This window comes from Rothia sp. P5766, assembly GCF_048513555.1.
Lineage (GTDB): Bacteria > Actinomycetota > Actinomycetes > Actinomycetales > Micrococcaceae > Rothia.
In genome coordinates this window covers 1-25,287 of record NZ_JBLXXS010000003.1, presented here as the reverse complement: position 1 = coordinate 25,287, position 25,287 = coordinate 1, and the positions used below count along the sequence as shown (strand labels likewise).

Genomic DNA, 25,287 nt, shown 5'->3' with positions numbered 1-25,287 from the left:
CGGTGTGTCACCCAGCGCAATAAAGACACTCACAGAGATCTCCCCGGTTAAGGTTAGATGTGCCACCTGTCACCGAGGCCCGGAGGAAGACCTTGACCTACACCTTTGAAGGCTACCGGGGCGGAAGCCGTGAATACCGGCGGCTGCTCACAGCCCTCTTTGCTGCGGGGGTCGCAACCTTTGCCCAGCTCTATTCCCCCCAACCACTGATTCCCCAGATAGCCCGCGACCTGGCTATCTCAGCGGACCGCGCCGCTCTCACCATCTCCTGCTCCACCGCCGGTCTTGCCCTCTGCACCCTCCTGTGGGCGGCATTAGCTGACCGTTGGGGGCGGGTGCGCACCATGACCCTAGCTCTGTGCGGGGCAACCCTTCTGGGGCTCATAACACCCTGGATCCAGCTCTACCCTCTGCTCCTTGTTCTTCGAACATTCGAAGGGGCCTTTCTGGGCGGTGTTGCGGGGCTGGCGGTAGCCGTCATTGTGACAGAAGCCCATATTTCGGTCCGGGCTGCGGCCGCCGGGCTTTATATCTCAGGAACCAGCGTGGGCGGGCTCATCGGTAGATTACTCTCCGGGGCACTGACCGAACTGTTAAGCTGGCGGGTAGCTATGTTCTCGGTCTCCTTCACCGGCTTCATGGCCGCGCTAATCTTTATCGTACTCATGCCTGCCTCACATGACCGGCCCTGCCAAAGAGCTGCAGCCTCTGCCCCCTACGCTGACAGCTCCTGGGCAAAAGTGGGGGCACTGCTGCGCAACCGTCAAGAAGTAACCCTCTTCACCGCAGGGTTTGCCCTCATGGGTGCCTTCGTCAGCATCTACAACTACATCGGCTTCAAGCTCCAGGCCGCTCCCTACCACCTCTCACCGTTCCTGCTCTCTTTTATCTTTCTGATCTACCTACTGGGTACAGTTTCGTCGGGGTTTGGCGGTAAGCTGGCCCAGCGCGGAGGGCTCAAACGGGTTTTCCTGGCGGCCTGTCTGCTCATGGCTGGAGGAATCCTACTCACCCTGGCCCGCCCCCTGCCACTGGTCATAGCTGGCCTAGCGCTTCTGACTGCGGCTTTCTTTGCCGCTCACGCGCTTGCCTCCGGCTGGGCAGGTGCGCTGGCTGGCCCTGCAAAATCGCAGGCGACTGCGCTCTATAACTCCTTCTACTACGGGGGTTCAGCTCTTATCGGTTGGGGGGCAGGGCTACTTCTGCCCCATGCAGGCTGGGAAGGGCTGGCGCTGAGCTGTACCGCCCTGGTTTTCTTCTGCTGTCTGCTCTCTGCGCTCTATCTCCCCTCTCAAGGGGCAGACACTGCGGGATAAGAACTTGTATGCCATCAGCTAGGGCAAAGGCCCGCCACCGGGTGTACCGGTAGCGGGCCTCAGCAACTTACCCTCTAGGGCCTATTGAGCTGATGAGTCATGTTCCTGGTGCTCCAGCGCCTTCTGGCGGGCACGGGCTTTCAGAGTTGTTCCCTGGTTGTTACGGTGAATGAAGAACCAGCCAAGGGCAAGCAAGGCGTACCAGAAAGGCATAGCAATCAGGGCCTGGCGGGTGTCTTCATAGCTAAAGAGCAGGACAATAACACCCACGAAGAAAGCCAGAACAAGGTAGCAGGTGTAGATGCCGCCGGGGAGCTTATAGACAGATGACTCGTGCAGTTCGGGGCGGGTCTTACGGTACTTAATGTAGCTGACCATAATCAGAGACCAGGTTACTACGGTGAGCACCGAGGCCACGGTGGTCACCAGTGTAAAGGCCTCAATTAAGGAGTCTCCCGAGTAGAGCAGGATAATGCCTGAGAAGAGTAGCACCGTGGTGAGGAAAAGGCCATTGCGCGGTACACCGTTCTTGGAGAGGCGGCCAAAGATAGCCGGGGCGCTACCGGTCTGAGCCAGACCGAAAATCAGGCGGGAGGTAGAGAAAATACCCGAGTTGGCCGATGAGGTAGCGCTGGTCAGCACCACAAAATTAATCAGGTGTGCGGCAATAGCTAGCCCTGCCAGGGTGAACATTTCAACGAAGGGGCTCTGCTCAGGGTCAATAGTGCGCCAGGGTGTGACCATCAGAATAACTGCCAAGGTCAAAACGTAGAAGACGATAATACGAAGAGGCACCGCGTTGATAGCGCGGGGAAGGGTCACAGTGGGGTTCTTGGTTTCGGCAGCTGTAGTGCCTATGAGCTCGGCACCCAGGAAAGCGAAAATACCGATCTGGAAGGCCGCGAAGAAGCCGCTGGCGCCCATGGGGAAGAAACCGCCGTCATTCCAGAGGTTTTCCACCGATGCCCGCTGTCCGCTGGGTGAGGTAAAGCCGGCAATTACCATAATCGCTCCCACGATGATAAGAAGGACGATGGCAACAATTTTGATCAAAGCGAACCAGAACTCGATTTCGCCAAAGTTCTTGACGCTGGGCAGGTTCAAGGCAAGGAGCAAGCCAATCAAGCAGACAGCGGGAATCCAGGCGGGTAAATCAGGCCACCAAAAGTGGACATAGCCGGTAATGGCGATAATATCGGCAACGCCGATGACAACCCAGGTAAACCAGTAGGACCAGCCCATGAGAAAGCCAGCACTGGGCCCCAGGATATCGGTGATGAAATCGTTGAAGGTTTTATAGCTCAGGTTAGAGAGGAGTAGCTCTCCCATGGCCCGCAGAACCAAGAAAATGACGACCCCAATAATCGCGTAGACCAGAAGCAAGGATGGGCCAGCCAGTGAAATCGTTTTGCCGGAGCCCATGAAGAGGCCGGTACCAATCGCTCCACCGATAGCGATGAGCTGAATATGCCGGTTGGAAAGCCCGCGTTGCAGGCCTTCCTTTTCTTCTAGGCCCGGTGTGTTCTCGGTTGTTGCCATAAGCACCCCCTGATGTTGTTGTGTCCTGCCTGCTTTTGCCCTCTTCATCCGGGGCCAGTGGGTCCCTGGGAGGGATGATCAGGCTCATAAGACTAAGTGGTTATGGTCAAGTCTAAGCCCTCTTGCTCCTCATATCTTTCAGTACCGGGTAGTAGGTAGGATTCATGATAAATTGATGAAAGTTCGCTCACTCCAAAAAACATAATTTAGATGGGAAAAATCGCGTGGACGCTCTCCAGCAGGTACTCGATGAAACCAGCCGTATCATTTGGGGTCCCTGGCTTTTGCTACCGCTTCTCGTGGGCACCGGCATTTTTCTGACTGTCCGCCTGGGCCTAATTCAAATCAGACTTTTTACCAAGGCAATGAGCCTGCAGTTTGGTCGCCGAGCCAGGCAGGAGGGCGCAAAAGGTGACATTTCATCCTTCCAGGCTATGAGCACGGCCCTGGGGGCAACGGTGGGTACCGGCAACATTGTGGGTGTCGCTCTCTCCCTGAGTATCGGTGGCCCCGGGGCGCTCTTTTGGATGTGGGTTACCGCTATTATCGGCATGGCCTCTAAATACTCAGAATGTTTTTTGGGTGTCCGTTTCCGTCACCGTGACAAGATGGGGGAACTAACAGGAGGCCCCCAAGCCTACCTGCAACGAGGCATCCCTAACCGCTTTGGCAAGTTCCTGGCAACAATGTTTGCTATCTGCTGTGTTTTCGCCTGCTTTGGCATTGGTAACATGACCCAATCCAATGCTATCTCCGCTAACCTGGAGCACTCCTTAGGGGTACCATCCTGGGCTACCGCCCTTGTCCTTGCCCTCCTAACTGCCTTGGCTCTTTTGGGTGGCATTAAGACAGTCTCGAAGATTGCCGCTTTTTGTGTTCCCCTGATGATTCTGCTTTATCTAGGCTTCGGTGGCTACATTGTGGCACGTAACGCCGCTATGATCCCGGAGGCCTTTGCCATGATTCTGCGGGGAGCTTTCACCGGGCAAGGAGCCCTGGGCGGGGCGGTCGGTGCAGGAATGATTTTTGCCCTACAGGTCGGTGCCCAACGCTCCCTCTTCTCTAACGAGTCAGGGATGGGTACCGCCTCTATCCCCGCTTCAGTTGCCACGACGTCGCACCCTGTGCGCCAGGGCCTGGCCTCCATGACCCAGACTTTCGTGGATACCCTTGTGGTGATTTCCATGACCGGTTTCATTCTGCTGACCACGGGCACCTGGACTAACTCCGAACCGGCTACTGCCACCGCCCAAGCATTTTCCTCCGGTATTCCTGGGCCCTGGGGCGGCTATGTGGTAACCCTCTGCCTGGTGCTTTTGGGGTATTCAACCGTGCTGGGCTGGTCCTACTACGGTGAGCGCGCCCTTGAGTCCCTGGGCGGCGGTAAACGAGCCATTACTGGCTACCGCATGGTCTTTGCCCTCATGTGCGGGCTGGGCGCAGTCGCTCCCCTGTCCGTAGTTTTTACTTTCTCCGATATCATGAACGGCCTGATGGCTATCCCCAACCTCATTGGCCTCATCCTGCTCTCAGGCCTGGTCGCCCGTGAAACCAAGAAGTACCTGACCCACGACCCCAACTTTGTTGCCACGGTCGATACTATTGACGGCTTCATGTACGGCCTACCCGGTGGCTTGGATGCCCAGATTGACCACGAGGTAGACCTCAGCCAAAACGAACCCGCCCTAGAGCACCCCGACACCACCCGCCTCAAAGTAATCACTCAGAAGATGATTGAGGAAGACCTTATGACCAAGGAAGATTCCAAGGTCTACGATGTGTCCGTTGAGCAGGTGCATACCGGGAGCATCCCCCTGGTCACTGGTTCTCTGCCGATTATCCAGCAGGCCAAACCCACCTTTGGCTCCCCCACCGATCCCAGGGCAGCAGAGCCACCTCAATCCTAATTAGGGGGCGGGGTCTATAATGGGTGCCTTAGCTACCGGTGGCGCTTAGAGTTTCCGCGAGCACCGGCTACCCTTTCAACCTCGCAAGGAGAGTTATGGAAACCAATAAGCAGAAGCAAGACCTCGAGCAGAAGGCAGCACGCACCGCTGCCGGGGAAGATTTAAACGCTCCGGTGCCCGAGAAGTTCCACCGTCAGCCCTACTCTTTTGTTCGTCGCGGTGACCGCCTGACCGCCCGCCGCCAGAAAGCCTGGGATGCTTACGCCCCCACCCACCTGCTGGACCTCCCCCGTAATATTGGTGACACCTCAGTTGCCGAGGGTGCCGTCTTTAACCCGGAAGAGCTCTACGGCCGCGCCGGTGCGCCCCTGGTCCTTGAAATCGGCTCTGGCCTGGGTGAGGCCATTGTCCACCGGGCAAGTCAGGTCCCCGAAGCCAATTTCCTAGCTGTTGAGGTTTACACCCCCGGCATTGCCGACCTGCTGCTCAAGATGGGCCAGGCCGGGGTAGAGAATGTGCGTGTAGCGCAGGCTAACGCCCCAGAGCTACTCGATAACCTGCTTGAAGAGAACTCTGTCGATGAGCTGTGGGTTTTCTTCCCCGATCCCTGGCATAAGGCTCGCCACCACAAGCGTCGCCTGGTCTCCCCGGCTTTTGCCGATAAGGTAGCCCGCGTGCTCAAGCCCGGCGGTACCTGGCGACTGGCAACCGACTGGGAAGAATACGCCCTGGTTATGCGTGAAGTTCTCGATGCCCACCCCGACTTTGTGAACGCTCACGCCGGTGAGAACACCAGTGAGGACGACCCCGTTGGCGGTTGGGCTCCCCGCTGGGAGGGCCGTGTGGTGACTTCCTTTGAGCGTAAGGCCGGTGAGGCTGGCCGCCGCGCCCACGACCTGACCTATATCCGCCGCTAAAGCTCGGCATCCTCTACTTTTTGATACCCCCGTCCTTTCTCTCTTAGCCCCGGTGTTTAGAACCGGGCACAAGAGAGAAAGGACGGGGGGTTAGGCAAGAAGAGGTTAGCGGGGGCGGTAGAGCACCACGGCCTGGGACTTGGGGCGGGGTGCCGGACGCTGTCCGCGCGCCAGGTGCACCGCACCGCCAGACGTCCCGGCGGCAAACACACGAGCGCCCTCCTGTAGGCGGTGGCGTAGGACCTCATTCTTACGCAACAGCTCCGCGTTACGGGCCTTGAGGGCCTCTACCCGGTTCTCCAACTGCATGATGCGTTTAATCCCCTCGAGGGAGACACCGGACTGGGAAAGCTCCTGAATCTCTTGGAGCTTGAGCACATCCCGCTCCGAGTAGCGGCGAGCCCGGCCCGGAGCTCGTGAGGGCTGAACCAGCCCCATGCGGTCATACTGGCGCAGAGTCTGGGGGTGCATACCCGCCAACTCTGCGGCCACAGAAATCACAAAGACCGGCCGGTCAGATTCAAGTTCCATGGTTACTCAGCCGCCTTCCGCAAAAGCTCAGCCCGTAGGTTAACCTGAGGTGCCAGCGCCAGGAAGTTATCCAAGGCATCAGAGGCCTCCTGACTCAGGTCGGTAGGTACCTGAACCTCGGGAATGACCAGTAGGTCGCCGCTACCCTTCTTGGTGACGAAGCCCCGCCCCTTGGCCCGCAGTTTCCGGCCGGCTGGTGAGCCGGCAGCCAAGCGGAGTTTGACGGTAGAACCATCGAGGGTGGGCGCTTCAATAACACCACCGTGCAAGGCTTCTTGCAGGCTGACAGGAACCTTGACCAGCAGATGATCACCCTGGCGTTCAAAAACGGGGTGGGCATCGACTCTCACCCTAACGATGAGGTCGCCCGCTCCCCCGTGACCGGGGTGGCCTTTGCCGCGCAGGCGGACTTTCTGGCCGTCCTTAACTCCGCGGGGCAGACGGACCGTGGTTTGGGAGCCTCCGGGGCGGAAGACCGATACTTCACCGCCCTGGTAGGCCTGTTTCAGAGAAATGCGGACGCTAGTGGTGGCATCCTCGCCCTTGGGAGCCGGAGCGGAGAAGCCGCCGGGGAAGCCGCCCCCGCTGCTGGCGCCGAAACCGCCGCCACCGAACATGCCCCCAAGTAGGTCCTCAATATTAATGTTGGCGCCGCCGGAGGAGGTATGAAAGCCACCGGCGCCTGCGGGAAAGCCACCGGCGCTTCCAGGAAAGCCACCTGCGCCTGCGGCGCCTGCGGGAAAACCCCCGGGGAAACCACCACCAGCCCCTGCGAAGCCTGCAGCCCCGTACTTGCGGATCTGGTCGTATTCTTCTTTTTGCTTGGCATCTGAGAGGACGTCGTAGGCTTCGGAGACCTCTTTGAACTTCTTTTCTGCGGCCGTGTCCCCTGGGTTCTGGTCGGGGTGGTACTTGCGGGCTAGCTTGCGGTAGGCCTTCTTGATGTCTGCCTCGGAGGCAGACTCAGCTACGCCCAGTACCTTATAAAAATCTTGATGGAGCCAGTTTTCGCTCGCCATTGCCTCTCCTTCCGAGGTAGATCTTAAGTCTTTTATGCTGTGCTTATTATCTTGGGGTCTTGCTCACGGCAAACCCCTCTTCATGTGTACAGGTAGGGGCAACCCAGTATTCTGGTTCCCTGCCTGGTGTAAAAGGCGGGCACCCAACCTGATCTATCAGGCCGGGCGCCCGCCCCTTGTCTGTTTTATTCGGCAACTGCCACAGCTACCTGGGCGGTGCGGACCAGGCGGTCCTTGACCCGGTAACCGTTGCGCAGAACCATAGAAACCGCGTTCGGTTCAACCTCGCTGGTCGGTTGCTGCAAAACAGCCTCGTGAACCTGCGGATCGAAAGGCTCCCCCACCTCGCCAAAGCGTTCCAGGCCCTGCTTAGCAAGGGTCTCTTCCAGCTTGGTGGCAATAGCGGCAAAGGGGCCATCTTCCAGGTCGCCGTGTTTGCGGGCGGCATCAATATCGTCAATCACCGGCAACAGCGCAGAAACTAGGTCAGCAACCACGAAGTCGCGGAGCTGTTCCTTCTCCTTGACCGTGCGGTTCTTGAAGTTGGTGAACTCAGCCTTGAGGCGAAGCAGGCCTTCCAAACGCTCAGCCGCTAGGGCCGCATCGGGGCTAACCTCAGCTTCTGATTCCGCTTCGGCGGCGGCAGACTCTTCGCCTGCCGCAGCCTGAGCGGAAACACCGTCGGGCTCAGGGTGGCCCTCAGCAGCAGGTGCCTGGAAGACTTCTTCCAAGGGGTCACCGCCCTGGGGTTCTGTGGGCTCTTGGGTGTTCTCAGCCATGATTAGTTCTTCTTCTCGTCGTCTTCATCGATTACTTCGGCATCAACAACGTCATCGTCTTCAGCCTGTTCCCCCTCGCCGGCGGCGGCATCAGCCTGAGCCTGAGCGTAGAGAGCTTCACCCAGCTTGGTCTGTGAAGCCTGCAGCTTCTCGAAGGCGGTCTTGACGGCTTCGTCGTCTTCACCTTCAAGGGCAGCCTTCAGGGCGTCAACGTCAGCCTGAACCTCGGTCTTGACATCCTCGGGCAGCTTGTCACCGTTTTCCTTGATGAGCTTCTCGATGGAGTAAGCGGAGTTCTCGGCGGCGTTGCGGGTCTCGGCGGCCTCGCGGCGTGCCTTGTCCTGCTCTGCGTGAGCCTCGGCGTCCTTGACCATGCGGTCGATGTCGTCCTTGGAGAGTGAGGTACCGCCGGTGATGGTCATGGACTGCTCCTTGCCGGTGCCCTTGTCCATAGCGGAGACGTGAACGATGCCGTTAGCGTCGATGTCGAAGGTGACCTCGATCTGGGGTACGCCGCGAGGAGCGGGGGCGATACCGGTCAGTTCGAAGGTGCCCAGGTTCTTGTTGTCGCGGGTGAACTCGCGCTCACCCTGGAAGACCTGAATCGATACGGAGGGCTGGTTGTCCTCAGCGGTGGTGAAGGTTTCAGAGCGCTTGGTGGGTATCGCGGTGTTGCGCTCAATCAGCTTGGTCATCACGCCGCCCTTGGTCTCGATACCCAGGGAGAGGGGGGTGACGTCAATCAGCAGAACGTCCTTGCGCTCACCCTTCAGCACACCGGCCTGCAGGGCTGCACCCATGGCGACAACCTCATCGGGGTTAACACCCTTGTTGGGTTCGCGGCCACCGGAGAGTTCCTTGACTACCTCGGTTACTGCGGGCATACGGGTTGAGCCACCGACCAGAACGATGTGAGCGATGTCCGAAACCTTGACGTCTGCCTCAGCGATAACGTCGTTGAAGGGCTTCTTGGTGCGCTCGATCAGGTCGCTGGTCATGTCCTGGAACTTGGCGCGGGTCAGCTTCTCGTCCAGGTGGATGGGGCCCTCGGGGGTAACGGAGAGGTACTGCAGGGAGATGTTGGTGGAGGTTGCAGAAGAGAGTTCCTTCTTGGCCTGCTCAGCGGCCTCGCGCAGACGCTGGAGAGCGATCTTGTCCTTGGACAGGTCGGCACCGGTCTTGGACTTGACCTGCTCCAGGAGCCAGTCAACGATGCGCTGGTCCCAGTCGTCGCCACCCAGGCGGTTATCGCCCGAGGTTGCGCGAACCTGGATGGTGGAGAAGCCGTCTTCGTCCTTACCAACTTCGAGCAGGGAGACGTCGAAGGTACCGCCACCGAGGTCGAATACCAGGATCAGTTCGTCTTCGTTGCCCTTGTCCAGGCCGTAGGCGAGTGCTGCGGCAGTGGGTTCGTTGACGATACGCAGGACGTTGAGGCCGGCGATTTCACCGGCTTCCTTGGTGGCCTGACGCTCAGCGTCGTTGAAGTAGGCGGGAACGGTAATAACTGCGTCGGTGACCTTATCGTTCAGGTAGGCCTCCGCGTCACCCTTGAGCTTCATGAGGGTACGAGCTGAGATTTCCTGAGCGGTGTAGGGCTTGCCGTCGATCTCCTGGGTCCAGGTGGTGCCCATATGACGCTTGACGGATGCGATGGTGCGGTCAACGTTGGTGACTGCCTGACGCTTGGCGACGTCGCCTACCAGGACTTCGCCATCCTTGCTGAAGGCAACGACGGAGGGGGTGGTGCGGGCGCCCTCGGCGTTTGCGATAACGACGGGCTCGCCGCCTTCGAGGACTGATACAACTGAGTTGGTGGTACCGAGGTCAATGCCTACTGCACGTGCCATGATGTGTTCTCCTATTGAGTTGGGTTACTTGAAAGTCTTGCAAACATCTTGAGTCAAATAGGCTCAATCCGTTTGGCTCACTCTCTAGTCTGACAGATTTGAAACAGAAGTCAAGAGAGTTGAGTGTAAAAGACTCAACTTTTTTGCAATAAATTTATTCATCTGCAGCGGGCAGTCAGGCCACCCCAGGCAAAACACCCACTTCTCAGCTCTACAGGCTTCACGACCCCAGCACCCCGTTACTTGATTTAATACCCCTGGGGGTATAATTATTTGTGAAAGATTCCTCGCTTTAGGAGAAAATAATGTGCCGTCCTGTTAACTGCAAGCTGTGTTCTAAGACCACTTGGGCTGGCTGTGGTCAGCATATAGATACCGTGAAGGCTTCAGTCCCTCCTGGACAATGGTGCAATGGCAAGCATACTGAAGCAGAGAAAGCGGTAGCTGTACCAAGCGGTGGCTTCTTCGCCAAGCTCTTTGGGCGCTAACCTTGCTTGTCCGATTCTAAGTGTGTGCCGGGTAGTTACCTAGTATCTTTCTGGACAACGCAAAAGCCCCGTAGGTGTGTGGCCTACGGGGCTTTCGTCATCTCGAAAGAACTCAAGAAACTGGCGTATGGATACTCAACAGCTCACTGCTGTATGAACCGGAAGCTAGACAACCTCTCAAGAGCACCCATCAAGTGTGTGTACCTGTGTATTATACACAAGCCATCGAAAACTCTCAGCGACAGGCGCCTACAGCGCCGCCAAAAGGAGCTTTTTACTCTTTGCTCTCAACCAGGTTTCCACCCAGAGTTTTTTGAGCCAGCTCCTTAGCATCATCTACATTAGAGAACACACCCCAGTGATCATCGGCCAAAGACCATTGCCCATCTTCTAATTCACCTAGGTCACCAAAATCTTCTCTGGTAAATTCACTCGCCGAGAAGAGCCCCACCATCATTTTAGGATTCTGAGACATATCAGCAGACATCAGGGTCTCCAAGCTAGTCATATCCACCGAGGAGCAGAAAAAGACCTGAGTGTCATCAGGAATATCTTCAACCTGGTCCAGGGGCTTAGCGTCATTGAGCACAGTGTCCTGATAGTCAGCGCAGAACTCCATCCCTTTCTCTTTACCTATTTCTGTCATGCCCTGAGTAAGGTCCTCATAGGTCTTGGTCTTTGGGCCAGACAGCAGAAAGAAACTACTCGCAAGAGCAATGACCACGCCCAGGACCAGCAGAAGACCAATCATCAAGCCTTTTTTACTCTTCGGGGCAGGCTCCCCCACTCCAGGCTGAGCCGGCGCAGGAGGCAGATTACTCTCGTGCTGGGGCAAATCTGCCCGCCCCTCAGCCAGGGACTCCTGGCCAGGGGTAACTCCCTGCTCAGGATGAGGAGTATTAGTCTGCTCAAGCCCAGGAGTAGTTTCAGGATGATCGGGGTTCTCCGGGTTCTGCGGGTTTTGCGGAGACTGGGGATTATAGGGATTTTGAGACACAGCTTGCCTTCTCTCTCTTCTTATAACCAGGGCATCTGAGATGACCTAGAACGTCCCTGTAAAACTATCATCTTCTCTTCCGGCTGGAGAACAATATTACTTATCGCTCTGACTAGCCTGGTCACCAACAGACACTTCCAGGGGCCGGTTATCCTCTCCTCCTAGGTCAGCTTGGGTTCTCGGATCATCTTGGGTTCCCTGGTCATCCTCCAATGATCGGTTGGATTCCAAACCCAGGCGTGCACGCTCTTCGGCAATAATTTGCGAGGCCATCTTGGAGTCTGAAATATCCACGGACTCGGCGGCTGAGTCCTTGGCCGCCGAGATGCGGGCGTATTCGTCAAAGAGCTGGGATTTGATACCCAGCAAGTCAATCATGCGTTCGTCCACGGTATCTGCGCCGAGCAGGCGGAAGACATCCACGGTGTGGGTTTGGCCCATACGGTGAGCTCGGGCAATAGCCTGAGCTTCAATAGTGGGTTTGAACTGGGGTTCAGCCAGCACCACAATAGATGCGCTTTGAATGTTCAGTCCAGCACCGGCAGCGGTAATTTGGGCCAGTAGGACGGAGCCGGAGGGCGCGGTGGCTAGGCCGTCAACGGTATCTTGGCGGTCGGTGGGAGGCATAGCGCCGGTAATAAGGCCGACAACCTTGTCACCAAGGGCGGCTTCGAGACGGGAGAGCACGCTCAGGAAGAAGGAGAAGACCAGGACCTTGCGGTCGGCGGCGGTGGCTTCTTCTACGATTTCGAGCAGGCGCGTGAGTTTGGCGGATTCATCGGCGGACCAGGCGGCGCGGCGCATAAGGGAGAAGTTTCCATCGGCTACGGCCTGGCGGTAGGCATCGGTGTCACCGGGGGTGAGTTCGAGCCAGTCGCGGTGCTCGGTCATATCCGGTAGTTCGGAGAGCACGTCTTTTTGGTTGCGTCGTAGGTAGGCGAGGGCAATGCGGGCCCGGAATTCGCTGGCTAGGAGGCTGTCCATGCCGGCTTCGGCTACCAGCTGGGGTTGCAGGTAGTCCACCAGGGTGACGAACTCACTGACCTTGTTTTCCATGGGGGTACCGGAGAGGAGGACGGCGTATTCGGCACTGCGCACCAGGGCGGATACTGCCTGTGAGCGCTGGGCATCCTTGTTTTTGATGAGGTGGGCTTCGTCGGCCACCACGGCGTCGGCGCGCCAGGTGCCGTCGGAGTAGAGGCGGGCACCGTCGTAGGTGGTAATCAGCAGGCCGCCTTTAGCTTTCCAGTTGGAGAGGGCTTCTTCGCGGCTGTCGCCGTGGGCCAGGTAGGTACTAATGGCGGTGAATTTTTGGGTTTCGCGCTCCCAGTTGATGACGAGAGAGGCGGGGCAGACCACGATGAAGTGAGTTTTGCCCTTATTGGCCAGGTGGGTGAGGGCGGCAAGAGTTTGCATGGTTTTACCGAGGCCCATTTCGTCGCCCAGGATAATTTTCTTTTGGGCCAGCATGAATTTAGTGCCGTAGTTTTGGTAGCCGCGGAGGGTGGCCTTAAGGCCGGTAAGGTCGAGGGGGAATTTGCGGATGCGTTCGAAGATTTCAGCGGGCAGATAGGCGTCGCCGATGGTTTCGTTACCCAGGTAGTGGGCAAGGAGGGCCTGGTGGGCGGCAGGATCAGCTAGGTAGCCTGCCCAGGCTTGGTCGGCGGTGAGCCAGGTGGCCGCAGGTACGTTCAGGGGCGCATGGGTGCGGCACCATTCTAGGTCGGTGAGGAGTTGCTGGTAGTCGGTGGGATCATCGCCCACAGCGATGAAGAGGGGGCCGGTGGTGGGCACGGGCTGAGTGAGGAGGGGCGCATAGCTGCTCAAGCGATCCAGCAGGTCGCTGTCGCCGATAGTGGAGTCAATGACGCGCAGACGGTCGAGGCCGATGAGGATGCGCTCGGCGGCCGGGGTGCGGGTTTGGCCCAGGTTTTCTTTTTCTTGGCCTGCGGCTTCGTCGAGCAGGCGGGTGGCGGCCGCGTAGATTTGGGCGGCGGTGGTTTCCCCTACCCCGGGGATTCGGGTGAGGGCGGCAGGTGAACCTTGGGAGAGAACCTGGGCGACGGTAGTGATGCCGGCTTGGGTGAGTGGCGCGGTGCGCACAGTTCCACTGGTAATATCCCGGAGCTTATCTACGGGCATATCGGCCAGAGTCAGCTGGGCACGTTCTGCTTTGAGAGCCTGCATATCCCTTCCCATGCCGGTCATCAGCTGAGCACGTTCGGGAGTGTTAATGGCCTGCCAGATGGCCAGGTAGGCGGCATGGGCCTCTACAGGTACTTCTTCAAAGACAGGGTTTTCCCACTGCTCACCCGCAAAACGGGCAACAGCACGGGCAGCTACGTCCCTGAGGCCCAGCTTGTTCTCGGCTAGGGCAGCTTCGGGGCTGATGGTATCGAGCTGGGCTAGCTGCTCAAAGAGGGGCTGGAGCCTGCTCACAGCCGATGAGGTACTGACTACGCGTTCGGAGAGAGCGGCGGTAGCGGCCTCAGCGCGCCGTTTCTTCTCACCGCCACCGAAGAGCTTACTGACCAGACCGCCGGAAGCGGCCTGAATATCTGCGGTCATCTGGGCCAGCCCAGCATCGGCAGCGGCTAAAGCACGCAAATCATCCAGGGTCGCGGGGCTCTGCTGACGCCAAAACTGCTGGTGAAGCCAGGAACTCAACCCCGCAATACTCTGGGGCGAGAGCGGCGCAAACCGGTAAAGGGACCCGCTATAGCCCTCGGGCAAGCTAAAACGCGGTGCGGTTGGCTGGCTCAGCTCGTCCAAGGCCTGGCGGCTACGCTGGGCATAGCCCTGAAGTATCTCTGCCTGGCGCAAAAGATCAGCTGTCATGGGGTCTCCTTAAAATTTATGCCTTGCCCCAGAGTGTGAAGGGCCGGGGATAGGTGCTCTGAGTCCCATTATGGCCCAGCAGACCGGCACTGTGCGATAGCCTGGAGCAAAAGGAAAGGAAACCTTTGTGCCCACATTCACCAGCGCCGATGATTTAGGTAGCTTCATGCTGGAGGCCCATGCGCAGGCCACCCAGCTGGGCAAACTGGCTCAAGGCCCCTACCTGGTAGCTATCGACGGGCGGAGCGGCTCAGGCAAAACTACCCTGGCCCGCCAGATACAAGATATTCTGGCAACCGCCGGAACCACCGTTGAGCTCTTCCACCTCGAGGACCTCTACCAGGGGTGGGACGGCCTAGCTCAGGCTGTGCAGACCTGGCAGGAATTAGCGCTCAGCCTGACCGGGGACGGCACTGACCCAGGGCCCACTCCCCTCTGGTACGGCTGGGACTGGCAGAGCGGGCAAGCAACCGGCCCGCATATTTTTACCCCAGCCCAGGCACCGGCCGGCAGTATTGTCCTGGCCGAAGGGGTTGGCGCGCTCTGCGGTACCCACGACCTGGGAGTCCTCATAGAGCTAGATACCCTCACTCGCAAAGACCGCGCTCTGATCCGTGACGGTGACACCTACCGCCCCTACTGGGACAGGTGGGCCCTGCAGGAAGAAGCCCTCTATAGCCACTACCGCCACATCTACCATGCGGTACAGGTCACCTACCGCCCAACTTCAAGCTGACTCTAGAGAGGTAGCTGATATGGGCAAGTGTGGAAATTCGTGTGGTACCGCCCCCTCTTAGTATCCACACCAAGCTAGTACCCCCTAGCCTTATGCACTGAACATGCATGTCAGCAAAAACACACGCTTCCCCCCCTACTTCAAGCTTGCCCCATACCATAGACTGTTCCCACCTAAAAACTATCTGATAGGAAAAGACGAAGCATGCCCCCAAAACAACAAGCCCACCCACAGGCAGATAGCCCCTCAGCAGGGCTCCCGCTGATCGCCATCTTCACTCTTGCTTCCCTAACCGCCGTGGCTCCTCTGGGTATCGACATGTACCTGGCAGCCCTACCGACCATTGCAGAAGAATTTTCTAGTAGCGCAGCGCTGACCCAGTTCACCTTAACTTCTTTCATGCTGGGCATGGGTAGTGGCCAGTTTTTGGTGGGCCCGCTCTCAGACAAAATAGGCAGATTACTGCCTCTGCGCATCGGTGTTTTCTGCTGTGCGCTAGCTACCCTTGCCTGCGCCTTCGCGCCCACTATTCAGACCCTGATTTTAGCCAGGTTCTTCATGGGGTTCGCAGGTTCTATCGGCCTGGTACTTTCACGAGCTATCGTCACCGATAGCACCAGGGGCAAAGAAACAGCTCGCCTGATGAGCATTATGATGATGATTAACGGCCTAGCCCCGGTGCTAGCACCCATCCTCGGGGGAATAGTTCTTAGTTACGGTAGTTGGCAAGATATTTTTAAGCTCCTGGCTCTGATCATCACCCTGTCCATGATCCTGGTTCTTGCCTTTATCAAGGAATCCCTGCCCCTAGAACGCCGACGTCGCGGCAGCCTAGCTTCCACCTACAAGGGCGTGATTGAAGTAGCCCAAAATCCCTCCTACCGGGGCTTTATGCTGACTATGGTCCTAGCCTTCGGCGCGCTCTTTGCCTATATTTCTGGCTCCTCCTACCTGCTACAAAAGGTGCTAGGGCTAGATGCGGTTCATTTCACCTACGTCTTTGGTTTGAACGCTCTGGGCATTGTTATAGCCTCAACGATTAGCTCCCGCCTGGTGAGCCGTTTTGCCCCGGTTAGGTTGCTGACCTGGGGTGCCTGGTCTCTGCTTGCCTCCTCAGCCTTACTTACGGTGCACTTTTTAGCGGGAGCCTCACTGCTACCGACCCTGATTCTGCTCTTTACTTTTACCAGCTCCCTGGGCTTAGTCCTGGGTAACGCTTCGGCTCTAGCGCTCAGCCAAGTCCGGCAAGAAGCTGGTGCAGGGTCCGCTCTACTGGGTACAACTCAGGCCCTCATGGGTGCTTTAGCGTCTCCGCTCGTAGCCCTAGGCGGTAGCCAGGCTTACCTGCCCATGGCTGTGACCATGTTCGGCTTCGCGCTGTTGGCGGTTCTGGCTCTGATGAGAACACCCCGGGAAGCTAAGAACTAGGTTCTCCTTGCCCGGAGTGCCGCGCTCTCTAGTATTGGACGCTGTCGGTTAGCCTGCCAAGTAACCCATCAACTCATCAGTCAGGGCAGAATCCAGCGCTAAGGGCGTACCGTTCAGGTGGGTCACCGGCGCCAGCAGACGCACCGAGGAAGCCAGCCACACAGCATCCGCTTCGAGCAGGTCTTGGGGGTAAAGAGGGCCATAACCCAGCTCCCAGCCAGCTTGACGGGCCCCCTTAAAAATTGCCCCCTGGGTAGTACCGGGTAGGATGCCGTGGGCAGGCTCAGGGGTATAGAGCACCCGCTGGTCACCGCTTCGCTTGGCAACAATGACAGAGGAGGTAGCGCCCTCCAAGATACGGCGGTCATCGGTCACCCAGATAGCATCATCTGCACCGTGCTTACCCACATAGCGCAAGACCGACATGTTCACAGCATAGGAGAGGGTCTTAGCCCCAGCTAGAAGCCAGGGGTAGGCAGAGTCGTCGGCGGGGTCGTGGCCGCGCGGTAGCAACATGGCCCGCACGCCCTCCTGGCGCTGGCGAACAATGGTAGGTGAGGAGGGGGCCACTGTCACCCAGGTATGAGCACCCTCTTCCGGGGTTCCCCGCGAAATAATGATTTTGACGGTGTGCTCTTCGCCCAGTACCGTCTGGGGGCCGGCAAGAGCAGAATCAACGGCCAGTTGCACCGCAGAGCGAAGTTTCTCTTCCTGCGGCAGAGGCAAATCAAGGATTCGGGCTGATCCGGTCAAACGGCTCAGATGGGCCTCGAACTTACGCACCTTGCGGTTGGCAGCCAGCATGGTTTCAAAGACACCGTCGCCGCGGGTGAGGCCCTGGTCTTCAATATTAATCAGCGGTGTGGAGGCATCAACCAGCTCCCCTGCGGGGTTCTGCTGGGTCAGCATTACTACGGTTGTATGAGTCATAGTCTTAAGCCTACTCCTGACCAGGCCCCCAGTAAGAGCGAGATAGCTGGCTTACTGCCAGACCCAGGTCAGGTTCCCGGTGTAAGCGGCCAAAAGATAGCCGCAGACCAATAGCCCAAGGGTACCCAGGGCGAACCAGAGGTCTGCCCACCGGTAGCTGGGCACGCGCGCCCAGGTGCGGGGTCCCGGGCCAAAGCCACGCGCCTCCATAGTGGTCGCTAACCGGCTCCCGCGCCGGATGGCCTGCACCAGCAGAGCGAAGGTCTGCCCGCCCAGGGTGCGAGCGCGAAGCCAGAGCGTATCTTGGGACCCCAAACCTCTAGCCCTTCTAGCCTGCCCCAGGGTATTCCATTCGGCCATCATCAACCCCACCAGCCGCAGGGCTGCCAGGGCACCGAGCACGAACCTGGCCGGTAGCTTGAGACTCTGGGCTAGGGAGTCTGCAATATCGGTCGGGTCGGTGGTTGCTATGAGGAAGATGCCGGGCAGTAGCATAGCTAGCCCGCGAAGCATCAGGGCTATGCCTACCGCCGCTGATCCGGTGCTCACCCAGAGAGGGCCAAAGTGCAGCAGGGTGCTGCCGGTTTTTTCTGCTAGCAGGGAGGTGGACCAGCCCGAGAGCAGGGCGCCAAAGAGCACGGGCCAAAAGCGACCCAAGAGTGCCAGGGGGCTAAGTCCCAGCAATCGCAGGGTCAGTAGCTCTAGGCAGAGCACCGTCAAGGAGGTAACCCAGTCCTGAGTTAAAAGTAGCCCCAGGGTCAGGGCGAAGGTCGCCCCCAGTTTGACTCCGGCGTTGATTCTACCGAGGGCGCCTTGCCGCTCAGCGGTGGCGGCAAAGGGATCATAGGCCACGGTTTCCCCCTCCTTCTAGGCTGTAGGTATCCCCGCCCAGGGCGGCAACATAGTCGGCATCGTGAGTGATAGAGATGACTGCCGTACCTGCTTGGATCAGCTCTCGGATGAGGGTGACCAGTTCCTTCCAGGTTCGAGCGTCCTGGCCGAAAGTGGGCTCATCCAGTACCAGGATTTTAGGCTGGGTCGCTAGCGCGGTAGCCACCGAGAGCCTGCGCTTTTCACCACCGGAGAGCGTGAAGGGGTTGGCCTCTTGCAGGTGGGTAAGCCTCAAGCGTTCTAGGAGCTGGTCGGTAGCCTGGGCCAGGGAGGCTTCATCGAGGCTTTGCTTGCGGGCACGTGCCAGGTGGCGGGGGCCAAACTCCAGTTCAGCTCTAACAGTGGGTGCGATGAACTGTTGCTCTGGGTCTTGGAAGACCAACCCAATTCGATCGGCCAGTTCAGCTGCTGGCCAGCTGGCTATGTCCGACCGATAGCGCTCAGCCAGATCACCGGTCAGGTGGGGGTGGGCAATGACCTGCCCGGCCACCGGGTAGAGCAGGCCGGTCAGGGTCAAAGCCAGGGTTGATTTGCCACAACCGTTGGGGCCTAGCAGGGCTAAGTGACTGCCAGCGTAGAGCTGAAGGTTGATACCCTCAGCAACTACAGGTAGGTCTAGGGTAGGTTTTTGACCCGATGCCAGGGCGCGAGCGCGGTGCTTGAGCTGGCGACGGCTGGGGTAGGCGCGAGTAAGGGTCAAGTCACGGGCTTCTAGCACAAGTGGACCCAGCGCAGGGCTGTCCTTTGTGGGTGCCGGTGGGTGCGGCTGGTAGCCTGGCACCCAGACACCAGCATCAATGAGTTCCTGGCCTGCCTGGCTGAGCACGCGTTCAGGTGGACCATCGTGGCTGATACCGCCCTTGGCGCCGAGCACTATGATCCGGTCCATGTGCCGAGCCCAGATATCCAGGCGGTGTTCGATAACAACAAGGGTTGAGCCTGTCTCTTGGCAGGCTGCCACCACAGCGTCTCGAACCTCTATGACACCTGCTGGGTCCAGGTTGGCGGTTGGCTCATCGAGCAGCAGGGCGCCTGGGTGCATCGCTAGGATGCCGGCTAACCCCAGCCGTTGCTTCTGCCCGCCGGAAAGGGCCGATGTTGACCGGCTGTAGTCTAGGTGGCCTAAACCCACGGCCTTGAGGGCGCTTTTGACCCGCTCCCAGATCTGGGTGCGGGGGACGGACAGATTCTCGGGGCCAAAAGCGACGTCATCACCAACCCTGGCTAGGACCACGGAGCTTTCCGGGTCCTGTTGCATGAGCCCGCAGGTCCCGCGTGATTGGGCGGGAGTCAGGCCGTTAACGGACAGCTCCCCCAACTGGGATTGGCCGTCTTCGTCTTCTAGCAGGCCACCTAAGGCCTGGAGCAGGGTGGTTTTACCAGCACCGGAGGGGCCCACCAGGAGCACCTTCTGACCGGGTTCAATCTCGAAGGTCAAGTTAGAGAAAGTGGGCTTGGGCCGCCCCGGGTAGTGCCACCCGAACTCCCGGGCCCGGAAGTGGGCCCCCCGGCCTCTTGACTCTGGGCCGGGGGACGCAAGCTGATGATCTTCTGCGGTCAACGCCCTAGCCCTTTGAGCTGGCTGGTCCGCCCCGGCGGGAAGGCCTGCGAGCGGCCCGCCCTGCTGCCAGGGAATCTAGCGCGCCGGTTGAGACCAGACCGCGCACCAGCAACCAGGAGACCAGACCGGCCAGAACCAGGCCCGAGATCATAGAGCACAGAACATAGATGACTGCTTTTTGACCCACCATCTCACCGGCATAGTAGATGATGATTTCTGAGATCCCCATAGCGGCACCTGAGGCTAAACCGGCCAGCATGGCGGTGGCGAGGTTCCAGACCTTGTAGAAGAAGATCAGGAATATCAGCTCAGCACCCAGGCCCTGAACTAGGCCAGAGATTACTACAGTGAAGTTGTAGTGGGTGCCCAAGAGGGCCTCGATGACTGCCGCCAGAATCTCGGTGTAAAGGGCTGCACCGGGTTTGCGGATGACCAGGGCCCCCAGCAGACCCGCAAGTAGCCAGACACCCCCGGCTAAGGGGGAGTATTCAGGGGCCAGGGCTAGGGTGGTAGTGATGGCGGAGTAGCCAAAATTTGACCAGAGCCAGAAGATCAGGGCGCAAGCTACGGCCAGCACCGATGCTACGACGATATCGTTGACGCGCCAGGTGAGCGCGGATTTCTTGGACATAAAGCCTTCCTTTGGTGAGAACAGCAAAGGGGGCATGCACCGGCGCACCTGGGTACGCCTATTTACTTCGACTCCCTAGCGCCGGTACTAACCGGATCAGGTTGGAGGGTCTGCATGTGCACTCTCAGCGCCAGTCTGGCGCTCCCCTGTCGTTTATGGTTACCCGCCGGTCATAGAGCGGGGTCCCAAGCATGGAACCCTTCCAGTATAGAGCAAGCCGGGATACCCACGAAAAATGAACAGTTATCCAGGCTGCGGGACTTCCCTAGTGTCTTTGTGCATAAGCTACAGCAATCATGAGGTGGCTCATGATCCCATCGACGGTAAGGAAGGTGAACTGCCGCGCCCTCCACATTCCACTACAGCGGCTGAATAAAGGCCCCCAGCACAACACTGGTTACTATCCATTCATTCCAGGCATTGTGAAAAAATAAGACCGAAACTGGGAGTTTCTATTTTTATAATCAGACTCGTGTCTATAAAAACTACTCTTTAAATACTCTAGGGCTAGCAATTATCTTGCCTATCACACCAAGGGGTAGTTCCTGGAAGGTACCTCCTATTCTTAGCGACAAGTCTATAAACGGCCTCCATGCAGGAACCCAGCAAGGGAAAATTATAGATTCTTGAGAACAGCGACAGGCCGGTAATTCTATCTAAAAACTTCATAAAACCCCTTGCCCCAGTAAAATACTGACGGTTCTCTATGTAAACAATAGATTTACTAAAATCACACGCATATTCTTGCTCGCTAGATTTTTCAAACACCTGGTAAGGAATAAAATCCACCAGCTTATTTCTGTCTAGTTTAATAAGATAATCAACGGTTTTTGTACAAAAACCACAATTTCCATCAAAGATAAACAATTCTTTCATCTAAAAACCTCCATCTTGTTTATCAGCCTAGGCCATACATCCATAAAATACAGGGCATGGCCCCACCAGGAGCACCGTGAGGATCCCCCCTTACCCGAACACCTACCTAAGCCCTGATGAGCTCTTCAGTCATCATGAGCAGACCGCGCTCACTTTGCCTGCCCTATACCCCAACCCTAGCGGGCAACTCACACCCTAACAATAAGTACTGATAGTCTTAGGGCAAGGGGCCATCCGGCCCGCCACACCAACAGAAGGGATCCCTCATGAACCCCCTCACAAAAATTGCAGGCTCGGCCGCCTCTCTAGGCGGTATCGCCCTGGCCAACAAGGTACTAGCCGCTAGCTGGGTTCGCATCACCGGCAACGAACCGCCAGAAAACAACCCAAATGAGGAAGAACGCTGGCGCGACATCATCCTCTGGTCACTGATCACCGGCCTGGTAGGCACCCTCATCAAGGTGTCCATCACCCGTGCCCAGCACAAGATTGAGACCAAGTCAAAGCTCAAAAACGGCGGGCAGGCAGAAGTCTAAGGCTGACCAGCTCAACTTTTTATCCGCCTTCTTAAACCGGCTCTGCGCCCGCAGGGCCGGCTTTTTTACGCCACCATCCACAGAAAACACTGTTGCACCTGGTGAGGCAAGTATCATAGACCCATGACTTCACCACACACCGGTAGCTTAGAAGCCAAGCCCCCAGCCCCCCGCTCCACCGTCTTCGCCTGGACCCTCTGGGACGTTGGGAACGCCAGTTTCAACGCGATTATGACCACCTTCGTCTTCGCGGTCTACCTCACCAGCAATACCGGCTTTGGCGATAAGGAACACAGCTCCGCTGTCCTCTCTTACGGCCTAACTATCGCTGGATTCTGTATTGCTCTTTTGGCGCCGGTTTCGGGCCAGCGAGCCGACGCCAGTGGCCGACGAGCCCTGTGGCTAGGCGTCAACAGTATGCTCCTGGCGGCAATTATGGCCCTCTGCTTCTTCGTCGCACCCGCTCCCCAATATCTCTTACTGGGCGTTGCTTTACTTTCCTTAGGTAATCTGGTCAACGAGTTTGCGGTGGTCAACTACAACGCCATCCTGCCAGCAATTTCTACTAAAGCAACCATCGGCAAAATTAGTGGCTCAGGATGGGCCGCAGGCTATATCGGTGGCATTGTTGCCCTGGGCATCGTACTCCTAGGTTTCGTCACCCCCGGCCTGCTGGGCATCCCCACAGACCAGGCCTACAACATTCGTGCCGTAGCGCTCTTCTCAGCGGCCTGGGCATTTATCTTCTCCCTACCGCTCATGCTCAAAGCCCGTTCACTGCCCAAACCCGAACGCGCACCCCAGGAAAAGGCAAGTCTTCTCGACTCCTACAAGGAGCTCTTTGCCACGGTCAAGAAGCTCCGCAAGGAAGCACCCACCACCCTCTACTTCCTGGTCTCCTCAGCGGTCTTCCGTGACGGCCTCAACGGCATCTTTACCTTCGGTGGTGTCCTGGCAGCAGGCTCCTTCGGATTTAGCACTAACCAGGTCATTATCTTCGCGATTTTCGGCAACATTGTCGCCGGTGCTGGCGCTATGCTAGGGGGCTACCTCGATGACGCTCTCGGCCCCAAACGGGTCATCATTTTCTCTCTGAGCGCTCTCATCGCTGTCTCCCTCCCCCTGCTCATCTGGCCCTCCACCACCATGTTCTGGGTCTGCGGGCTCACCCTCTGTGCCTTCGTAGGACCCGCCCAGTCAGCCGCCCGCTCCTACCTGGGCAGGCTCACCGAGGAAGGCAAGGAAGGCGAGATTTACGGCCTCTACTCCACCACCGGACGCGCCGCCAGCTTCCTGGCACCGGGTCTCTTCGGGCTCTGCGTGACCCTGACCGGCAACCAGCTCTGGGGCATTTTAGGTATCACCCTCGTCCTCTTTGTAGGCCTGCTTCTGATCATCCCCATCAAAGATCCCAAAGTCAGAAAATCAGCCAGCTCAGCTAACAGCTAGGACCAGGCAAGGTAAGCTCACAACAGCGCCGGAGCTAGCCCCCCAGAAGAACAAGCCCCGGCTACTTTAGGCCCTAGACAGCCTGAGATACCGGTCCCGGTATAGTGCCCAAAAAAATTCAACCGACCAGCTCAATAATTCCAGCACCCACCAGGTGCTCAAGAGCCCTATCAAACTCAGGGCGAGGCACCGGGCCATACAGCGTCACCATCACAGCGTGTAAATCATCGGCGCTCAAGGGGTGCGCCAAGGCCTCCCAGATATCCCACCCAATCAGAGATGTCCGGGTGAGCTTGCCCTGAGAAGCCACCAAGAAATCCTCCCCCGTTTCAAGCCCACTCGTGCCCGGTGCACGCCGGTAGCAGACCCCAGAAACCGAATTCACCTCAGTCTGCCCGGTTTCTACAAAGGTGTAGTCAGCCTGATGCGAAGCCAAATCCAGCTCACCGGCAAGCAGATCCTGAAAGAAAACCAGAGTATCAGTAATCTCACTGTAGGTTAGCCGAATAGCGCCACCCACCGAATTCACCAGATCCGCAAACTGCGCCAACCCCCGCGGCATTCTCTGAACACCAGACGACTGCTCCACCAGGGCAAAGAGCGCCTCAGCCAGAGGCACCCGCTCCCAAGACAGGGCCGCCTTACCCGCTTTATCCCGATCCAGAATCACCAAGTAACCAAGCCTAAAATCCTGGTCCGGCTCAGCCACCGTCAAACCGCGCTCAGCGGGGTCATACTGCTTCTTAGCCTGCCCCACCTCCTCAATAACCGACAGCGGCTTAGGGTAAGGGCTAACCCGCAAAGTACCGACATCAATAACCGCTGTCTCATCACTCAAATAGGTAAAATGGCGCCCCAAAAAGCGTGCGGCGGTCGTCTTACCTGTCCCTGATGCCGCCACCAGAGCCACCGTCTGCCCGGTCTTAGGGCTAGCCAAGGCAGCAGCATGAAGCAAATGCTTACGCCCCGCATAAGCTTTGAGCAGGTGCATCGTGACCTGCACAGTCAGCGTTTCAGCGGCCCAGGCAAGATTGCGCGAATTAATAACACTCACCTCTAGAGCCCTCGCATAATCCGCCTGAACCTCACTATCCGATCGAGGGCTCAAGACCACCAGACGGATACCATCAATGACCTGGGCGATACCGTCCTCAATCTGCTCAGGCTCCAGAGAAGCCCAGGCCTCACACGCACCGTCCCAGAGCTGAGGGTTAGGATCCTCAAAGCAAATCAAGACCGGAACACCGGCAGGACGAATCAGCAAACCGCGCATATAAAACCTCCGCTAGCTCTGGTCAGGGGCAAGAGGAATAGTAGTGCGGTGAAAGTTCATATAACTCCGTGAAGCAGTAGGCCCACGCTGCCCCTGATACCGGTTCCCATAAGCGCCCGAACCGTAAGCATGCTCAGTGGGGCTAGTCAGTTTAAAGAAACACAGCTGGCCCACCTTAGAACCAGGCCAGAGCATAATCGGCAGGGTAGCCATATTCGACAGTTCAAGGGTCACATGCCCCGAAAAACCAGGGTCAATAAAACCCGCCGTAGAGTGAGTCAAAAGGCCCAGACGCCCCAGGGACGACTTACCCTCCAAACGGGCCGCCACGTCATCGGGCAGGGTAACCTTCTCGTAGGTTGCGCCCAGCACAAACTCGCCGGGGTGCAAAACGAAAGGTTCGTCGGGGGCAACCTCTACCAGTCGGGTCAAGTCTTCTTGAGCTTGGCTAGGGTCAATATAGGGGTACTTATGGTTATCAAAAAGCCTGAAAAAGCGGTCAATACGAACATCAACCGAGGCAGGTTGAATCATTGACTCATCGTAAGGTTCAAGGGCTATACGCCCCGCCTGAATTTCTTTGCGGATATCCTGATCAGAAAATAGCACACTTCCAAAATACCGCACACAGGTGCTCAATGAGCTCTCCAACAAGGTACAGGTATCGAAAGGTTGCGTGAGGCCACCAGGCCACCAGGTCACCAGGCCACCAGGCCACCAGGTCACCAGGCCACCAGGCCACCGGGTAGGCATGGTGCCTGCCAACCTCCCTTAACGCCAGCCCCGAGCCAGTTG

At 57.9% G+C, this 25,287-nt stretch carries 21 protein-coding genes and 1 riboswitch; of the genes, 7 read left to right on the top strand and 14 right to left on the bottom strand.

Annotated features, from left to right (window positions below):
- The first annotated feature begins 59 nt into the window (after window positions 1-59).
- Window positions 60-1,316, top strand: a complete 1,257-nt coding sequence (locus ACN08V_RS02125; RefSeq protein WP_419104362.1) for an MFS transporter — start codon at window positions 60-62, stop codon at window positions 1,314-1,316.
- A gap of 81 nt (window positions 1,317-1,397) precedes the next feature.
- On the opposite strand, the gene ACN08V_RS02120 is transcribed toward ACN08V_RS02125, so the two are convergent.
- Complete coding sequence (locus ACN08V_RS02120; protein ID WP_419104361.1) at window positions 1,398-2,855, bottom strand: amino acid permease; 1,458 nt, start codon at window positions 2,853-2,855, stop codon at window positions 1,398-1,400.
- 224 nt (window positions 2,856-3,079) lie between these two features.
- Between ACN08V_RS02120 and ACN08V_RS02115 the strand changes: the two genes are divergently transcribed.
- Both ACN08V_RS02115 and trmB read left to right on the top strand, forming a co-directional pair.
- Window positions 3,080-4,762 (top strand): alanine/glycine:cation symporter family protein, encoded by a 1,683-nt coding sequence (locus tag ACN08V_RS02115; RefSeq protein ID WP_419104360.1) that lies wholly within the window; start codon window positions 3,080-3,082, stop codon window positions 4,760-4,762.
- 95 nt (window positions 4,763-4,857) lie between these two features.
- A complete protein-coding gene (gene trmB / locus ACN08V_RS02110) occupies window positions 4,858-5,679 on the top strand; it encodes a tRNA (guanosine(46)-N7)-methyltransferase TrmB (RefSeq protein ID WP_419099960.1) in 822 nt (273 codons plus the stop codon).
- A gap of 105 nt (window positions 5,680-5,784) precedes the next feature.
- Here trmB and ACN08V_RS02105 read toward each other — a convergent pair whose 3' ends face one another.
- The 6 genes from ACN08V_RS02105 to ACN08V_RS02080 all read right to left on the bottom strand — a co-directional run bounded on the left by ACN08V_RS02105 (window position 5,785) and on the right by ACN08V_RS02080 (window position 14,181).
- Window positions 5,785-6,210 (bottom strand): heat shock protein transcriptional repressor HspR, encoded by a 426-nt coding sequence (locus ACN08V_RS02105; protein ID WP_419104359.1) that lies wholly within the window; start codon window positions 6,208-6,210, stop codon window positions 5,785-5,787.
- Between the two features lie 2 nt (window positions 6,211-6,212).
- The gene (locus tag ACN08V_RS02100) at window positions 6,213-7,229 is read right to left on the bottom strand and encodes a DnaJ C-terminal domain-containing protein (RefSeq protein ID WP_419104358.1); all 1,017 of its coding nucleotides are present in this window, start codon (window positions 7,227-7,229) and stop codon (window positions 6,213-6,215) included.
- Window positions 7,230-7,414: 185 nt separating this feature from the next.
- Window positions 7,415-8,008 carry a nucleotide exchange factor GrpE gene (locus ACN08V_RS02095; protein WP_419104357.1) on the bottom strand — a complete coding sequence of 198 codons (594 nt, stop codon included), beginning with the start codon at window positions 8,006-8,008 and terminating at the stop codon, window positions 7,415-7,417.
- Between the two features lie 2 nt (window positions 8,009-8,010).
- A complete protein-coding gene (gene dnaK, locus ACN08V_RS02090) occupies window positions 8,011-9,858 on the bottom strand; it encodes a molecular chaperone DnaK (RefSeq protein WP_419104356.1) in 1,848 nt (615 codons plus the stop codon).
- Between the two features lie 762 nt (window positions 9,859-10,620).
- Window positions 10,621-11,343: a hypothetical protein gene (locus ACN08V_RS02085; RefSeq protein WP_419104355.1), complete on the bottom strand. Its 723-nt coding sequence runs from the start codon at window positions 11,341-11,343 to the stop codon at window positions 10,621-10,623.
- Between the two features lie 96 nt (window positions 11,344-11,439).
- A complete protein-coding gene (locus tag ACN08V_RS02080; RefSeq protein WP_419104354.1) occupies window positions 11,440-14,181 on the bottom strand; it encodes a DEAD/DEAH box helicase in 2,742 nt (913 codons plus the stop codon).
- Between the two features lie 127 nt (window positions 14,182-14,308).
- On the opposite strand from ACN08V_RS02080, the gene ACN08V_RS02075 reads away from it, so the two are divergent.
- The gene (locus tag ACN08V_RS02075; RefSeq protein ID WP_419104353.1) at window positions 14,309-14,917 is read left to right on the top strand and encodes a hypothetical protein; all 609 of its coding nucleotides are present in this window, start codon (window positions 14,309-14,311) and stop codon (window positions 14,915-14,917) included.
- Window positions 14,918-15,121: 204 nt separating this feature from the next.
- Window positions 15,122-16,345, top strand: a complete 1,224-nt coding sequence (locus tag ACN08V_RS02070) for a multidrug effflux MFS transporter (RefSeq protein WP_419104352.1) — start codon at window positions 15,122-15,124, stop codon at window positions 16,343-16,345.
- 48 nt (window positions 16,346-16,393) lie between these two features.
- Here ACN08V_RS02070 and ACN08V_RS02065 read toward each other — a convergent pair whose 3' ends face one another.
- The 5 genes from ACN08V_RS02065 to ACN08V_RS02045 form a co-directional block, all read right to left on the bottom strand.
- The gene (locus ACN08V_RS02065; protein WP_419104351.1) at window positions 16,394-17,275 is read right to left on the bottom strand and encodes an aminotransferase class IV; all 882 of its coding nucleotides are present in this window, start codon (window positions 17,273-17,275) and stop codon (window positions 16,394-16,396) included.
- Between the two features lie 51 nt (window positions 17,276-17,326).
- Window positions 17,327-18,127, bottom strand: coding sequence for an energy-coupling factor transporter transmembrane component T family protein (locus ACN08V_RS02060; RefSeq protein ID WP_419104350.1), 801 nt, complete (start codon window positions 18,125-18,127; stop codon window positions 17,327-17,329).
- Window positions 18,117-19,727: an ABC transporter ATP-binding protein gene (locus tag ACN08V_RS02055; RefSeq protein ID WP_419104349.1), complete on the bottom strand. Its 1,611-nt coding sequence runs from the start codon at window positions 19,725-19,727 to the stop codon at window positions 18,117-18,119. The genes ACN08V_RS02060 and ACN08V_RS02055 overlap by 11 nt, the downstream gene beginning before the upstream one ends.
- A 4-nt stretch (window positions 19,728-19,731) precedes the next feature.
- Entirely contained in the window at window positions 19,732-20,358 is a 627-nt protein-coding gene (locus ACN08V_RS02050) for an ECF transporter S component (protein WP_419104348.1), read from the bottom strand.
- A 55-nt stretch (window positions 20,359-20,413) separates the two neighbouring features.
- A riboswitch (TPP riboswitch) is annotated at window positions 20,414-20,516 on the bottom strand.
- A 349-nt stretch (window positions 20,517-20,865) separates the two neighbouring features.
- Window positions 20,866-21,234 (bottom strand): thiol-disulfide oxidoreductase DCC family protein, encoded by a 369-nt coding sequence (locus tag ACN08V_RS02045; RefSeq protein WP_419104347.1) that lies wholly within the window; start codon window positions 21,232-21,234, stop codon window positions 20,866-20,868.
- Between the two features lie 266 nt (window positions 21,235-21,500).
- Between ACN08V_RS02045 and ACN08V_RS02040 the strand changes: the two genes are divergently transcribed.
- Both ACN08V_RS02040 and ACN08V_RS02035 read left to right on the top strand, forming a co-directional pair.
- Complete coding sequence (locus tag ACN08V_RS02040) at window positions 21,501-21,770, top strand: DUF4235 domain-containing protein (RefSeq protein ID WP_419099974.1); 270 nt, start codon at window positions 21,501-21,503, stop codon at window positions 21,768-21,770.
- A gap of 123 nt (window positions 21,771-21,893) precedes the next feature.
- A complete protein-coding gene (locus ACN08V_RS02035; RefSeq protein WP_419104346.1) occupies window positions 21,894-23,219 on the top strand; it encodes an MFS transporter in 1,326 nt (441 codons plus the stop codon).
- Window positions 23,220-23,337: 118 nt separating this feature from the next.
- Here ACN08V_RS02035 and ACN08V_RS02030 read toward each other — a convergent pair whose 3' ends face one another.
- Window positions 23,338-24,492, bottom strand: a complete 1,155-nt coding sequence (locus ACN08V_RS02030) for a hypothetical protein (protein ID WP_419104345.1) — start codon at window positions 24,490-24,492, stop codon at window positions 23,338-23,340.
- A gap of 12 nt (window positions 24,493-24,504) precedes the next feature.
- A complete protein-coding gene (gene dcd, locus ACN08V_RS02025) occupies window positions 24,505-25,101 on the bottom strand; it encodes a dCTP deaminase (protein ID WP_419104344.1) in 597 nt (198 codons plus the stop codon).
- Window positions 25,102-25,287 lie beyond the last annotated feature (186 nt).